This is a genomic window from Clostridioides sp. ZZV15-6598, from assembly GCF_020657705.1.
Lineage (GTDB): Bacteria > Bacillota > Clostridia > Peptostreptococcales > Peptostreptococcaceae > Clostridioides > Clostridioides difficile_F.
Genome location: NZ_JAGWCS010000048.1, coordinates 1 through 13,652 on the forward strand (window position 1 = coordinate 1; position 13,652 = coordinate 13,652).

Genomic DNA, 13,652 nt, shown 5'->3' on the forward strand with positions numbered 1-13,652 from the left:
TTTTTATATACTGTAAGATTATTTTATTTTTATTTACACAATAATAGTAGTTATTAGATTTTAATAGGTTAATATAAAAATCTAAGGCATCATTAAGTGATAATTCCATATTTATAAATGCTTTTATATTGATATAGTTTTCAGTAAAAACAATTTTTATCTTTGAGAGTTCTTTTAAATTATACTTCAATGTTTCTTTTTCAGATTGACCAATATATTTAAACATTAGTATATTTCCTCCTCTTCATCAGCAAATTGAGGAATTGATGATAAGTTTTCTTTTAAATATTCAAATTCAATCATGTCATTTATAATGTGGTTCTTTTCAACATCATCTATAGACAGCATAGAATATACTTTAATAAAAATTCTTGCTGGTATTGTCTTTAACATTTCTTCATCAATTTTTGAAAGGAATGCACACATTTCCAATAAATTTCTTATTAATATGTCCTCTTCTGATAACTCCATTTGGGAGTCCAAATTTTTTTGTAATTCATCGAAATTAATCATATAAATCACTCCTAATTTTCATAATTTGATTCTTTTAATTTATTTTCATAAAAAGCACTACATTTATGAAATTTCATACAATTATTAATTGTTTTATTAGTGAAATCACAACAAGGCGTATTGAATCCTAATAACTCATACAATGAATCATCATAATGGCCACAATTTGCACATCTTACAAGATGGAATTCTTCATCTAAAAGTCCTAAAGCATTTTCTTTAGGAATTATAATGTTTCCATTTACTTTATTAGATTTTGAATAAAGTAGTACAACTGATTTTTTTTCATTATTTTTTTTAAATATAGTTTTTCTAAATTTAATGTCTGGATTATTAACATGACTTACTTTAAATCCTAAATTGAATAAAAGTTTTCTTATACCAGATATATTTCCATCCTCCATAAGTATTTTTATTGTGTTTTCTTTAGTAATTGTAATAATATTATTTGTACTATCTAGCTTTGAGTAGAACAATACAACTTCTTTTTTTTCATCATTTTCCTTGATTTTTAATTTTTTTAAAATAGTATTTGCTCTAGCTGGATATGTTACTGGAAATCCTAAATTGAATAGGAATTTCTTTGTCCTAAAAATATTTTGTCTGTTAACTTCATTAAAATTTTTAAATATTTCACTTGATTCTTTTTGATAGAATGAAGACAATAATAAAGATGCTGATTTCATAAAAAAACCTCCTTTTATTTTTTATGCTGATAGCTACAGCTTGTTTTTATTTGCTAAAATATAGCTTTAATTTAAGTTGTATATAATATGGGGCATTTAGGAGTCTTTTTTGAAAATTTTTATAAGAAAACAAAAAAACTGTTATTAGAATGATTTATAATCACTTAATAACAGTTTTAATTATTAAAATTATTTTTTATAGTACGAATAAGAATATATAATCTAAAAATGTTTAAGAATTAGTATTTTTTAGTTCATATTTCCATGTTTCACCACTTTTTATTTTTTCTCTCTCAAAATAATTTGGATATCTAACAATAGGAAAAGGAGGTTTGTAAATAGGAGTAATATTATTTAAAGTACAGTAACGGATGTTAAAATCTTCATACCTTAGAGTGTTATCTTTTGTAATCCAAAAGAAATCTTCAACACTCATAGCAAGATTACTTCTACAAATATCCCAAACATCATAATATCCTAATTTAAATTCTTTTAATATAGAAGGGACCTCTGGTCTACATTCCTGGATAACTCTTTCCTCAATCCAAATTCTTATAAATTCATCCCATTTATCACTATCTAAATTTTTAAAAATATTTGTGATTGGAAATGGGTTCATTCCCTTATAATTTTTATTTTGCTTAAATGAGAATTTATCATTTATTATATTATATATTAAGATTCCTGCTATATCATTTTTATATTTTAAAAAATATAAGTCATTGTTTCCCATTACTCCATTGTTTTTGATGATTAGTTTATCATCAAGATTTAGATTATCATAAAATAAATTATTCATATAAAATTCCCCTCTCTTTTAAATATTCAATTCTTACTTTTAATAAGTGTTTAATGCATTCTAATCTATGTTGTTTCAAAAGATCTTTATAGCTATCAACAATTTCTAATATTTCATTAGTATTGATTTTTAAACTTACATCTGATATTAACTCAATTTGCTCATAATGTGATATTCGGAATGGTTTACATTCATCTATTGATTCAAGGAATTCAGGATTATCTAGCTCCAACTCTTCATCAATTATATTTCCATATAATGCAAAACCATGATCAAAAAGAGGTGCAAATTTTAAAATACCTTTTTCATCTTGGAGCATGCCAAAATTTCTTAGATGTCTATCAATATTATTAATTAAGAAATCTACTATTATCATAGTATCCAACTCTTTTTTATTTATATTAATATTATCAAAATTTATTAACTTTTACATTACTTTATCTAAATAATTTTAGAGTGAAGAAAGCTCTGAAAAAGAACTACACTCTTGTAGTTTATAGTAAAGAGTTTCAAGTGTTATGCTATCATCAAAATATATATCTATTCTATTATCAAATACATATATTTTTGCTATAGTTCTATTATCATAATAAAATAGTTTTACAACTGTTATATTTATAATTGTTTCTTCAATATAAACTTTCCAATCTACTTTAAAATCATGTAGTGTATAATATTCTTTTTCATCAATTACTTGATTAATAAATAATGTATCTTTAAATTCAGATTCATGATAAGTATCAATAGCTTTAATATTATCAAAAGAATAAATATTACTTTTGATAGTTTTATATGGAAAATTAATGTTACTGGGTTTGTTCTTATATAACTTGTTAATTGAATGAAACAATAAAATTAATAATAAAAAATAGATTAATTGTTTTGGTAAAGTCAATAGTAGACACGATAATGAAATTAATAGGTATATACTTACACGTAACCTTTTAAAAACACTTACAATAAAAAATACACTATGTTTATTTAATTTTTTTACTTTAATCATAAATATTCCTCCTAATTGCTGACACATGCAGCTTATTTTTATATACATTAAAATGCTTAAAATTTTTATTAATTATAATATGGGATAAAAATTAAATATTTTTGAAATAAATTTAATTTTCATTGTTTTATAAACATACAAAACAGGCTAAACATATTTATATGTTCAGCCTGTTTTATATTTCTTCATTTCCATTAAGCCTACTAATTCATTCTCTAAATCGTTCATTGCATATACTTACTGTATTGGCTAATTCTGGCACACTTCTTTCCCCTTTAACATAAAAATAATGCTCCCTTAATGATAATAGTTTTTTTATTTAAACTATACACCAGAAAGGGAGCATATCATTTAACTAAACCCTTGTATTCTCTATATCAAGATAAAATTATAAATGCTTAAACGTTTTTAGTGTAAGATGTATATGTTTCACCTGTTTTTACTAAATCATATGGAAATACAGCTCCACCTTCATAATTTAAATTTACACCCGCAGTTGATTTATATGCTTTATAAACCAATTGAGAACAATAAAATGCATTTGTAAGTTCTGGTTGTTCAATTACCCAGTTATATGGTAGAGTTCTTTTATTGTATGCCCATGTTGATGCAGTCTTATCTTGAGCTGTTGTAGTTTTTCTTACGCCTAAACCATAGACACTATTATATCTATCACGCCAATTATTATTATAAACCTTTACCCCACCTTCAGGGAAAGATTCAACTGTAGTTGTAGCTGTATGAACTATTCCTGCATGTCCTATAAGTTTTCCGAATTTACCATCTTTAGTAACAAGTATAGCACCTATCCTTGTTGGATATGTACCTGATGTTGCTCTTTCAATATTTGGATCTTTATCTGTACTTTCTACACCATTTTCACGTAACTCTTGATCTATTTCTTCAAATCCATCTAATTGTTTTTGAATAATAGCTTCATCACTTTGACTTTCAACCTGTTGAACTTCATTTGCAAATGATAGTATACTTGAATTGACAAAAACTAGACCTAATACTAAAGCACCTGAAACATATTTTTTAATCCTCATAATTCATATCCCCCTTATATTTTTATATTTTAACTATTCAAAAGAATAATTAATTATTAATAAAAAATGATACAAAAGTCTTGTTCTCATATTCTTTCAACTTAATAGATTTTTTTAGTCTAAAATCACTTAAATTATAAATATAGATTTTTTTTCCATCAGAAGATAAAAATTCATCTTTGTTTATATAGCTTGAAATATGCTCATTTTTTGTATCATATTGATTTATTTCTAAACTATCTATATCTAATCTAGCTATCCTATGTTTAGTTGTTTCACCCAAAGAGTTATTTTCGGTTATGTACAGATAGTTTTTATCAGTAAATATTTGAGATAAATTATCAAAAGGTAATTCAATGACCTTAGATGAGTAATCATTTAAGTTAATTCTTATCATTTTATTTGAAAGTGCATCATTACCATCTCTTTCCTTTAATATATATAGATTATTATTTATGATTTTTGCACCTGTTACATAACTTCCATCTGATATATCAATGCTTTTTTCAACATTTAAATTTTCCTTATTTAGAACTGATAGAACTAATTTATAGTTACTTGAAATTTCTTTAAATGATATTAAATATAATTTTTCATTGTTTTCAACTAATACTATTCCTATGCCTAAATCTTTTAATATTGTCGATTTTAATACTTGATTAGATGCTAAATTTGTTTTAGAAAGAGAGATTTCGTCTAGACTAGATGATCCTGAGTAGATATTTTTTTTATCAGATACAAAAAAAGTTGGATTATTTCCTTTAGATGACACTATAGTTTTAGGATTTAATGAATTTTTATTTATTTGGAGAACAAAATCATTTACGCTACTGTTTGTTACAGGAGCTATGTAATAAATATTTTCATTAGTATCATCTCCTATTTTTTTAAAACCTGCTAAGGTAATTCCTCCATAGTTGATTTTTTTATCACCTTTGTAATTACCATCTGAATCATATAAAGAAATTATAGAGCTATTTTCCATAGATGTATTAATAGTAGCATATTTATATTCTTCATCAGCAGTTTTTGAACAACCTGTAATTGTTACAATCAATAAAGATAATAATGCTAATTTTTTCATATACCCTCCTAATATTTATATATGTAATTGATTCTACTTAAATAGTATCATATTTTTTCAGAAAAATCAATATTTTCTCATAAATGGTCGTTTAAAGTTCAAAAGTGGGCAAAATTATGTAGAATAATATAATAAATTATTAATATAAAACTAAAATAGCATATCAATTAAGATATCTTAATTAATTTTTTTCAAAAAAATCTTTAAAATGAACCATATTACTTAGGACATATAAAATAGCTATCTATTAGCAAATAAAATCTAAGTTGCGATTGTCAATATAGAGAAAGGAGAGAAAATATGGTTAGTAGTTAAAATCTAGTAAAAATAATTTAGAAATATCAAAGGAGATATTGTGAAAAATAATAAAAAGAGCTTAATTTTATTAAAGGAAAATATAGAAAATGAAACGGGTGTTAAATTTAATACTTTAGAAATAGGAGATATACTTTTATCTATAGATAAAGAAGAGTCTGGCAGATATGAGCTTTTTAAGATAGTACAATTAGATGAATTTGTATTTTTGATTGATTGTGATGAAAATGGAAATCTTATTAAATCTGGAAATGAAAAAGATATCTTGTATATAAATATAGAATCACATAAAGCATTTATTTTAAATAACTCTGAGTATATACAATTAAATACACTTGGGAAAAAAGCTTTTAGAGATTTAGCAAACAATTATTCATTTACTAAATTTTGTGAAAAATAAGAAAGAAAAAATATTTTTTTAAGAAAATATGAGAGGACTAGATAATATGATAATAAGAAAGATAGCACCAGCAGAGCTAAAAGTAATGAAGTTTATTTGGGATTCAGACACTCAATTAGCATCAATTAATATTACTAATATTATGTATAAAAGATATGGATGGAAACAAACTACAACATTAACACTACTATCAAGATTAATCAGTAAAGGTATTTTAAGTTCAGAAAAGATTGGGAAATATACTTATTATAAAGCTATAGTTATGAGAAATGAATACATAAAATTTGAAACTGAAGAATTCATTTGTAATGTATTTGATGGTTCATTAGTTAATTTCTTAGATTCATTAATAACTTGTGAGCAATTAACAGAGATGGAGAAAGAATACCTAGAAATTTGGAGGTACTATTTAAAATAAAAAATCAAAAAAGCTATATTAGTAGAGTATAATACTCTTATATAATATAGCTTTTTATTTGGAATTTATAATATAATTCATTTAGTATAAGGAAACTTTAGTAATTTCTATTAAAGATTTTGAAGGAAAATCATGATGTATTATCTTTGGAGTGAAACTGATTCGCAGATTTTCTTGGTTATTATAAATCTTACGAGTACAAAAACCATTTTTTAATTCATATAAAATTGAATCAGAAGTGTCTTATGGCCATTCAAAGATACCAATATAAAAATCAATAGTTTGTCTTACTTCCTCAATAAATACATCATATGTATATATCTTACCAGAAGATATTTCAAATAGTATAGAAGAGTTAAATGCAATTAAGAATAGAATGTTTCCTAGTAGATGTTAAAAATTATTAACATATAAACCCACTTATAGTAACTACATAAAAAACATCATAATGGTGCTAGTGACTACTATAAATAGTTATATGAAGTATGAGTGCAAGTAGAAATTCAGATACAAAGATGGGTTAAGTTGTATAATATCAATTGAGAATATGTCTTCGACGAAGAAATTAGAAGTAGGTATAATTAAGAGAATGTGTATAGATTTGTATAAATATATTTTTTGCATAAGGCCATTTTTCTTAACCGCATCTTCCATTGTCTTGCATTTTTTAACTTCTGTTTGATAATCAATATCTGGAACAATTATATCTTTTATTTTCAAAACCTCCAAAATTTTTTATATGAATATTATTCAAAATTTACCAATTTTGTATACTAAAAAGGCTATAGGTAAATTTGTTTTTACACAAATCTACTTACAGCTTCCCGTACAAGCTAAAATACGGACTATTTTCTAATACTGCGTTCATCAACATGTTGTCAATAGTAGTATTAACCACTTTTCTTATTTCTGTTTATGATAGTTCGTATGTAGCTTTCAGACATCTTGTATTTAGCTGCTAATTCTTTATGATTAAATCCATTATATTCAGCCATTATTTATCTATCACGAGCTTCTTTAATATATCTCTCTGTAGGAAAAGTACACAGATGTTCCCTAAAATTCTTCAAATAGTACTTTAATTATATCTATCCTTATTTTCATTGCTATAGTTTCAAATTGTGAAGGTAAGTCACTTATTTTTAATTCCATAAATATCCTCATCTAAACTTATTTAATTAATATTACATATTTTACAAATATCTAATATTACCTACTAATAATAACTTTATTTTATCTATCAAATTATTTTAATGTAATTACATTTGCATTAACTATATAAATCAAATTGAATAACTGCTCTACTATGCCTATAATTTTTACATTTTAGACAATTATATTGTGAATTTTATTGATTTTAGAAATGTATATTTACATTTTTGTAAAAATAAGCTATTATAAAAATAAAGGCGGTGATTCAAATAAGAAGAAGTTATGTAATTAATCATGAAAGTCAGGAAATAACTTTTGATTTAAATTTCTTTAAAGCATTGCTCATAGAAAAACCAACACAAATAGATCGAGATTTATCAATCCTAACTTTGAGAGTAGCTTTTTTATTAATGAGTGAACTAGATGAAGTTGTTGCTAAAAAAATACCTCCTAGAAAAATACTTGCTGAACAACTTAATGTATCTAGAAATTCTATAACAAATAGTTTAATACAATTAGAAGAATGTGGCTTTTTAATAAGAAAACTAGATAATATACATTATAGAGTATGTGTAGATGAAGATGCTCAAAAAGAGTTGGATGCCATGATTAATAAAGAATTAGAATTAGCTAAAAAGAATCGTAAGTTCAGTGGAGAATTTTTAATAAATAGCAACTATAATTACTGTATATACTCAGATGTAAATGATTTAGATAACCCTGAGTTTCTTAAGAAACTAGCCATTCAACCCAAAAAATTACAAAAGGACATAGATAGAATCAATGATTTAGAAAGAAGAGTATCTCTTATAGAAAACATATTTAAAATAAACATATAGAGGATATATGTTTGCTTGATTAATTTGAATTACAATGGACAACGAAATAATCTAAATATATTTAAAAAGGAGAATTAAAAATGAACGAAGTATTCATAAAAGGTGAGTCAATATGCAGAGTTTATGATTCACGAAAGTATACAATAGAACAACTATCACAAAAACTAGGATTAAAAGAAGATGAAATTAGAATAATTTTACATGAATATAACTATTTTAATGGAAAAAAACTAACACCTGAAAATACAGACCGATTATTAAAGCCAATTGTTAATGGCAATAAAATTGATTTTGTAAAGTCATTATCATTGAATTATATAAATAGCTTGTTATAAAAAATAAAGGGGGTGTTGCAAAATGATTAAAGCGACAGCTCTTTTTTTGACATGAATTTTTTAAAAGTAAAATTTAACTTTTATCATTTATTCATAATGTATGCACCTCTTTTTAAATTTAATAAATATTCTTCATAACTACCTAATTCCTTTAATCGGTTCAGTGCTTTCTTAATAACAGAATCAGTTTTAGCTAAAATCCTAATATCTATATGATATGGATTATCAATAAGTTTTCCCCATATTAAGATTCTATTTGCTATGCTATTATATTTACAAATTTTGGGAAGTTCTATAAAATATAATGCAGTTTTACTAGAAAAAATCTTTGGATGTCCATCCATAGCTAATCTCATGCAATTTATATAATCATCTATTTGATTATATTTTACATGATTTAATATGTGTATTCCAATAGTTTTTCCAATTTCTTTATATTCTTTACCTTCTTCTAATTTTCTACCATGCACACAACTAAGGTAATATTCAGCTCTTTCTAAATAATCATCTTCAGCTAATTTATTATTAATTTTATGAAAAAACATTAGCTAGATAGCTAATGTTTTTAGATTAATTGTTATTATAAATTTCTTTAATTTCATCTTCACTTAAATCAAAATCGTCAAATTTGCTTAATATATCATCTAATTTGAAACCATTTTTCTTTAGCATTATAATTAATTTATGATCTTTCTCTTTAGCAACTCTAATTGCTGTTTCTCTTTCGATTTCTTCCTTGAAGTTTCTGCTTTTATTCATAATATATGCACCTCTTTTCAGATTTAATAAATATTCTTCATTTCTTCCTAAATCTTTTAACCTATCTAAAGCTTTTCTAATAACATAGTCATTATTAGCTATAATCCTAACATCTAGATTAGAAGGATTGCTAATGAGTTTTCCCCATAATAGGATTCTATTTACTATATGATCTTGTCTATTAATCTTAGGAAGCTCTACAAAGTACAATGCTGTTTTTTTTGAATAAATATCTGGGTGACCATCCATACTTAGTCTCATGCAGTTTATATAATCATCTATTTGATTATATTTTACATGATTTAGTATATGTATTCCAATAGTTTTTCCAATTTCTTTATATTCTTTACCTTCTTCTAATTTTCTACCATGTACACGACTAAGGTAATATTCAGCTCTTTCTAAATAATCATCTTCAAGTGCTCTTTGCATCTCAATATTTATATGATTATTTTCTTCATCTTCAGCTAAAATATCAAGTCTAGGTCTTTTCTCACCAACGTAATTAATCGTTGGATCAGTTTCAACTCGGATTATTTTTTTTATTTGAGTAAAAGGTTTAATGTTTCTATTAGCATGTGGAGCATCTTTGAGAATATCATTGATAAAGTTAATGAGTAAATCGTAATCATTATTTAAAGTAAATAATGATTTAAATACTTCATCATACTCAGGTTTAGCATATCCATCTTCAGTTACAACCGCTCCTATATTCTCACTAGTTAATATTTCTTTTGGAATTAGATCTTTGATTTTATGTAACTCCTCATTAGAAAAATCACCTTTACTGAGAATATCATTTAATTTTTTAGTCCATTCTCTATCAGTTTCTTCAATTGTAGTTCGCTTATACTCTTTTGATATTTTAGTAATTTTAGATTTTTCTTCTAATCTCTGCTTCATTTTAACACCTCTTTTTTTTATTATATCAATTTTTTCTTAATTAATCTTTTTTATATATGTAATTACCTCCCTCATTATTTAATTGATTAATGCAATTTATTTTTTTATTTACTTAAAATAGCTAGTTTTTTATTTATTTGAATAATATGGGGCAAAATTACTTTTTTTTTGAAAAAATATTTTAATATATTAGGATCTGCTGTACTCTAATATAAATATTTTTGACTTATAAAAGTAAGTAAATCTGGAGAATAATTGGGAACATATTTATGAATGTATTGGAGTTTACAAGGCTAAGTACAAAAAAGATGGAATAAAAAAATGAATTCTTAAAAGAACTTATTTCTTTATATTGCTAAACTATAATCTATGTTTAAGTCTATTATTTTATAGACTCAAGTTTCTTAATCCACCTATTTGACATAGAATCTATATTAAACATAGAATTTATGTCTATCATGGCCAACAGAATTATAGTAAAAAAAACATTTCTCACTAAAAAAACTATATCGTTTAAATCTTCTTTATAAAAAAATCCATTAATATTCAAATAGATAAAGATTATTAGAAAAATTACAATTAAATGGTATCTTAAAATATTGAAATTATATTCAATATTTTTTAATGCAGAAAATTTTCTACTAAAGAGTATAAGCGTTATTTTATTGATAAAGGTACCAAAATACAAGTACATAATCAAGGCAAATGTAGGGATAAAGTATATTAATATTGGTGATTTCATAAATTTAGAGTTTATTAAAATGAATGAGCCTATAATTGAAATTAAAAATATGTAAAACGTCAATGTGATTAATGTACACATAAAAGAAATTTTATTTTTTAAAGAAAACCATAAAATAAAAAATACTATACAGATAAAAATTGTATTTAATAATATCATCAAACTCTCCTTTATTAATATTTTTATTAAATTATACATTAAAAACAACTGATTTGAATCAATTTCATTAAAAAAAATTTAAAAATAAAAAATAAAAGTACTAAAAAAATGATGATACTTTTTTTTATATTTTTTCGATGTATATAGCAATGTAAATTACGAATTTATATTGACTTATAAGTATTGGAGGAATAACAAATGAAAAAAAGAAACATTAAAATTAATGAGATGGTTCAAAGTAAAATAAAGTTAATAATCAATCATAAAATACCTTGCAAAGTTCTAAAATTTATAGATATTTTTGGGGGTAAAGTGATCCAAATTTTTATCTCCCATGTATTACGAATTCTTATTTCCTATGTATTAGTGAATTTAGGAATAAATCCTGAATTTAAATGGTTGGCAACTATTATAGCTAACATATTAATATATATATTTAATATATTAAAAAAGGATAACAAATCTTAAATTATACAAATAAATAATCATTTAAAAAGCTACAGACATTCTTGTCTTGTAGCTTTTATTTTAATCTTTACCAAGAATGAATCTCTATTTTCTATTTACAGTTGTTTAAAAAATCCTCTTTATAGATTTTCCTACAATTTTACCTGAGGCTTTTCTATATATTTTATTAAGAACATGAGAATTTTAATCTTTTATGCAAGTAATACCAATATATTAACTTTAAAATTATATCCTTATTTTTATCATAAATTATTTTAATTTATCAAAGTTTGCCAAATATATATTAAAACTGAATAATTTCAATTAGGTATTATCTACATTTGTATTTACTCCTTTTTTCTTATCTAGCATCTTCAATATATTAAGTAAAAAGTCAACTATTTTTTCAATAACCTTCATGCCATCTAGTGATGTTTGATAGATTTCACTCACTAAACTAATATTCATATCACTTGCATTATCAGCTGCCAATTGAGCATAGTAATCTACTCTATCAGGATCTCCATCTAAAATGTATTCTTCGAATAATTCATATGTTTTATCTTCACAGTCAAATCTTGAAAATTCCTCTAGTTCTGAATCTGTTCCAAAATATGTTCTAATTTCTTCACATATACTTAAATCTAAATCTTCAAATATTTCAGGGTACACTTCATTATTGTTTAATTCTAAAATGACATCTTCTATTTCATATGAAAGAGAAGATAGATCTTCTATAAGTATTGGAGATAAACATGCATTAAAACCTCTATATTCATCTCCTCTTCCATGATGTTGATGTCCTGAATCAGCAAAGAAACTCCAGTGATAATCCTCATAATACATTTTTGCTTTAGTTAAAAGATTTGTTATTGAAATAAATACTTTCATATATTCACTTGAATAATATGAAACTGATTCATCTATTTGCATTTGTATAAATACATTATTTATTTCATTTATTACATTTTTATCTTTTATCAATACACCACATTCATTATTCTTCCTACTTTCATCAGAAAAATTTGCAGAACCTATGTATGCTACTATATCTGTCATTATTATTTTGGAATGATTTCCGAAGTTAAAGAAAGTTCTAATATTTGCATCATACTTCTCAGGGTTAAGTTTATCTATATAATTACTTATTGTTTTCTTTGCTCTATTTCTGGCATAAGAGCTTGTATATTTCTTAAAACGAGCTGGGATATTTGTGATAATAACGACATCTTTATCTTCTTTGAAGTTTTCTATTTTCTCAATTAATTCCTTACTTTCAGCCGAGATATTATATGTAACAATTCTTACAAATGCGGCGTTTTCTAATGTGTCTAATACTTCAGAGTATCCAAACTCATCATTTGTCATTATTAATTTAACATCATCATTTATTTTAATTTCATTTCTCATTTTATATCATCCCCTTCCTAGAAATACATCAAAACATAAACCTATTTTTAAGCTCATCATTAAAATATTCTAGATAATCTTCTATAGTCTTATATTTATTATACTTACTTTTATTTACTTTTACATCAACTATCTTTTCTATAACCTTAGAGGCATAATAACTTACTATAATTTGTATGTACTTATTATAGAAATGAAGCTCTAGTTTATACTTACAGGAGTTCTGAAAAATTCTCCTTATAAATCCTATCCATTTCATTAATATCTTGATTTCTTAAAGTTAAGATTTTTTATTAATAGTTAAATAATCCTCTAAAGAACTAAATAAACTTTCTATGGAACCAGAATGTACTTCTTCTAAAAATTTTTTAGTTATAAATTGTAAATAAATTTCTTTGGTTATGATTATTTCATAATGTGTTAGTCTTTTAATTCTTTCAGCATATAAAAAATTCTTTTCAACAAGTTTTCTCAAAAGGGTCAATGTAGTTGTTTGTTTCCAGTCACACTCTAATTCCATAGCTACAACAATTTCTTTTGATGTAACAATGCTATTTTTTTTCCAAATAAATTTCATTATTTTCAATTCCGCTTGTGGTATTTTTTGTATCAACATATGAACAACCCTTTCTAATTTAT

17 protein-coding genes and 1 pseudogene are annotated in these 13,652 nt (G+C 24.0%); 5 read left to right on the forward strand and 13 right to left on the reverse strand.

Features of this window, described 5'->3' with window-relative positions; all coding sequences use genetic code 11:
• The 8 genes from KGF50_RS10945 to KGF50_RS10980 all read right to left on the reverse strand — a co-directional run.
• Nucleotides 1-226, reverse strand: a 226-nt coding sequence (locus KGF50_RS10945) for a hypothetical protein (RefSeq protein WP_227848074.1), incomplete at its 3' end; no start/stop codon positions are given.
• A complete protein-coding gene (locus tag KGF50_RS10950) occupies nt 226-513 on the reverse strand; it encodes a hypothetical protein (protein ID WP_227848075.1) in 288 nt (95 codons plus the stop codon). The genes KGF50_RS10945 and KGF50_RS10950, both read right to left, overlap by 1 nt.
• 11 nt (nt 514-524) lie before the next feature.
• On the reverse strand, nt 525-1,199 hold the full coding sequence (locus KGF50_RS10955) for a hypothetical protein (protein WP_227848076.1): 675 nt from the start codon (nt 1,197-1,199) through the stop codon (nt 525-527).
• Nucleotides 1,200-1,431: 232 nt separating this feature from the next.
• Nucleotides 1,432-1,998, reverse strand: coding sequence for a hypothetical protein (locus KGF50_RS10960; RefSeq protein ID WP_227848077.1), 567 nt, complete (start codon nt 1,996-1,998; stop codon nt 1,432-1,434).
• Nucleotides 1,991-2,374, reverse strand: a complete 384-nt coding sequence (locus tag KGF50_RS10965) for a hypothetical protein (RefSeq protein WP_227848078.1) — start codon at nt 2,372-2,374, stop codon at nt 1,991-1,993. Before KGF50_RS10965 ends, KGF50_RS10960 begins: the two co-directional genes overlap by 8 nt.
• Before the next feature lie 75 nt (nt 2,375-2,449).
• On the reverse strand, nt 2,450-3,001 hold the full coding sequence (locus tag KGF50_RS10970; RefSeq protein ID WP_227848079.1) for a hypothetical protein: 552 nt from the start codon (nt 2,999-3,001) through the stop codon (nt 2,450-2,452).
• 398 nt (nt 3,002-3,399) lie between these two features.
• Entirely contained in the window at nt 3,400-4,050 is a 651-nt protein-coding gene (locus KGF50_RS10975) for a hypothetical protein (protein ID WP_227848080.1), read from the reverse strand.
• 49 nt (nt 4,051-4,099) lie between these two features.
• Nucleotides 4,100-5,134 carry a hypothetical protein gene (locus KGF50_RS10980; RefSeq protein WP_227848081.1) on the reverse strand — a complete coding sequence of 345 codons (1,035 nt, stop codon included), beginning with the start codon at nt 5,132-5,134 and terminating at the stop codon, nt 4,100-4,102.
• Between the two features lie 355 nt (nt 5,135-5,489).
• Here KGF50_RS10980 and KGF50_RS10985 point away from each other — a divergent pair, with 355 nt between their 5' ends.
• Together KGF50_RS10985 and KGF50_RS10990 are read left to right on the forward strand one after the other, a co-directional pair.
• Nucleotides 5,490-5,849 (forward strand): hypothetical protein, encoded by a 360-nt coding sequence (locus KGF50_RS10985; protein WP_227848082.1) that lies wholly within the window; start codon nt 5,490-5,492, stop codon nt 5,847-5,849.
• Between the two features lie 28 nt (nt 5,850-5,877).
• On the forward strand, nt 5,878-6,267 hold the full coding sequence (locus tag KGF50_RS10990; RefSeq protein ID WP_227848083.1) for a BlaI/MecI/CopY family transcriptional regulator: 390 nt from the start codon (nt 5,878-5,880) through the stop codon (nt 6,265-6,267).
• A gap of 890 nt (nt 6,268-7,157) precedes the next feature.
• Here the strand turns inward: KGF50_RS10990 and KGF50_RS10995 are convergent.
• Nucleotides 7,158-7,262, reverse strand: a complete 105-nt coding sequence (locus KGF50_RS10995) for a Mor transcription activator family protein (protein ID WP_227848084.1) — start codon at nt 7,260-7,262, stop codon at nt 7,158-7,160.
• Between the two features lie 417 nt (nt 7,263-7,679).
• Between KGF50_RS10995 and KGF50_RS11000 the strand changes: the two genes are divergently transcribed.
• Nucleotides 7,680-8,258 (forward strand): GntR family transcriptional regulator, encoded by a 579-nt coding sequence (locus tag KGF50_RS11000; protein WP_227848085.1) that lies wholly within the window; start codon nt 7,680-7,682, stop codon nt 8,256-8,258.
• Nucleotides 8,259-8,338: 80 nt separating this feature from the next.
• A complete protein-coding gene (locus tag KGF50_RS11005) occupies nt 8,339-8,593 on the forward strand; it encodes a hypothetical protein (protein WP_227848086.1) in 255 nt (84 codons plus the stop codon).
• An 86-nt stretch (nt 8,594-8,679) separates the two neighbouring features.
• Here KGF50_RS11005 and KGF50_RS11010 read toward each other — a convergent pair.
• Nucleotides 8,680-9,105: pseudogene (locus KGF50_RS11010) on the reverse strand (PD-(D/E)XK nuclease family transposase); the annotation flags it as partial.
• A 58-nt stretch (nt 9,106-9,163) separates the two neighbouring features.
• Nucleotides 9,164-10,255 carry an Rpn family recombination-promoting nuclease/putative transposase gene (locus tag KGF50_RS11015; RefSeq protein ID WP_227848088.1) on the reverse strand — a complete coding sequence of 364 codons (1,092 nt, stop codon included), beginning with the start codon at nt 10,253-10,255 and terminating at the stop codon, nt 9,164-9,166.
• Between the two features lie 1,099 nt (nt 10,256-11,354).
• On the opposite strand from KGF50_RS11015, the gene KGF50_RS11020 reads away from it, so the two are divergent.
• Complete coding sequence (locus KGF50_RS11020; protein ID WP_227848089.1) at nt 11,355-11,624, forward strand: hypothetical protein; 270 nt, start codon at nt 11,355-11,357, stop codon at nt 11,622-11,624.
• A gap of 303 nt (nt 11,625-11,927) precedes the next feature.
• Here the strand turns inward: KGF50_RS11020 and KGF50_RS11025 are convergent, their stop codons facing one another.
• Both KGF50_RS11025 and KGF50_RS11030 read right to left on the reverse strand, forming a co-directional pair.
• On the reverse strand, nt 11,928-13,013 hold the full coding sequence (locus tag KGF50_RS11025) for a phospholipase D-like domain-containing protein (protein ID WP_227848090.1): 1,086 nt from the start codon (nt 13,011-13,013) through the stop codon (nt 11,928-11,930).
• 280 nt (nt 13,014-13,293) lie between these two features.
• A complete protein-coding gene (locus KGF50_RS11030; protein ID WP_227848091.1) occupies nt 13,294-13,629 on the reverse strand; it encodes a BlaI/MecI/CopY family transcriptional regulator in 336 nt (111 codons plus the stop codon).
• Nucleotides 13,630-13,652 lie beyond the last annotated feature (23 nt).

Excerpts from the sequence above, each read along its gene's own strand:
- KGF50_RS10950 (WP_227848075.1), bottom strand. The coding sequence starts at position 513 with ATGATTAATTTCGATGAATTACAAAAAAATTTGGACTCCCAAATGGAG.
- KGF50_RS10955 (WP_227848076.1), bottom strand. The coding sequence starts at position 1,199 with ATGAAATCAGCATCTTTATTATTGTCTTCATTCTATCAAAAAGAATCA.
- KGF50_RS10960 (WP_227848077.1), bottom strand. The coding sequence starts at position 1,998 with ATGAATAATTTATTTTATGATAATCTAAATCTTGATGATAAACTAATC.
- KGF50_RS10965 (WP_227848078.1), bottom strand. The coding sequence starts at position 2,374 with ATGATAATAGTAGATTTCTTAATTAATAATATTGATAGACATCTAAGA.
- KGF50_RS10970 (WP_227848079.1), bottom strand. The coding sequence starts at position 3,001 with ATGATTAAAGTAAAAAAATTAAATAAACATAGTGTATTTTTTATTGTA.
- KGF50_RS10975 (WP_227848080.1), bottom strand. The coding sequence starts at position 4,050 with ATGAGGATTAAAAAATATGTTTCAGGTGCTTTAGTATTAGGTCTAGTT.
- KGF50_RS10980 (WP_227848081.1), bottom strand. The coding sequence starts at position 5,134 with ATGAAAAAATTAGCATTATTATCTTTATTGATTGTAACAATTACAGGT.
- KGF50_RS10990 (WP_227848083.1), top strand. The coding sequence starts at position 5,878 with ATGAGAGGACTAGATAATATGATAATAAGAAAGATAGCACCAGCAGAG.
- KGF50_RS10995 (WP_227848084.1), bottom strand. The coding sequence starts at position 7,262 with ATGGCTGAATATAATGGATTTAATCATAAAGAATTAGCAGCTAAATAC.
- KGF50_RS11005 (WP_227848086.1), top strand. The coding sequence starts at position 8,339 with ATGAACGAAGTATTCATAAAAGGTGAGTCAATATGCAGAGTTTATGAT.
- KGF50_RS11015 (WP_227848088.1), bottom strand. The coding sequence starts at position 10,255 with ATGAAGCAGAGATTAGAAGAAAAATCTAAAATTACTAAAATATCAAAA.
- KGF50_RS11020 (WP_227848089.1), top strand. The coding sequence starts at position 11,355 with ATGAAAAAAAGAAACATTAAAATTAATGAGATGGTTCAAAGTAAAATA.
- KGF50_RS11025 (WP_227848090.1), bottom strand. The coding sequence starts at position 13,013 with ATGAGAAATGAAATTAAAATAAATGATGATGTTAAATTAATAATGACA.
- KGF50_RS11030 (WP_227848091.1), bottom strand. The coding sequence starts at position 13,629 with ATGTTGATACAAAAAATACCACAAGCGGAATTGAAAATAATGAAATTT.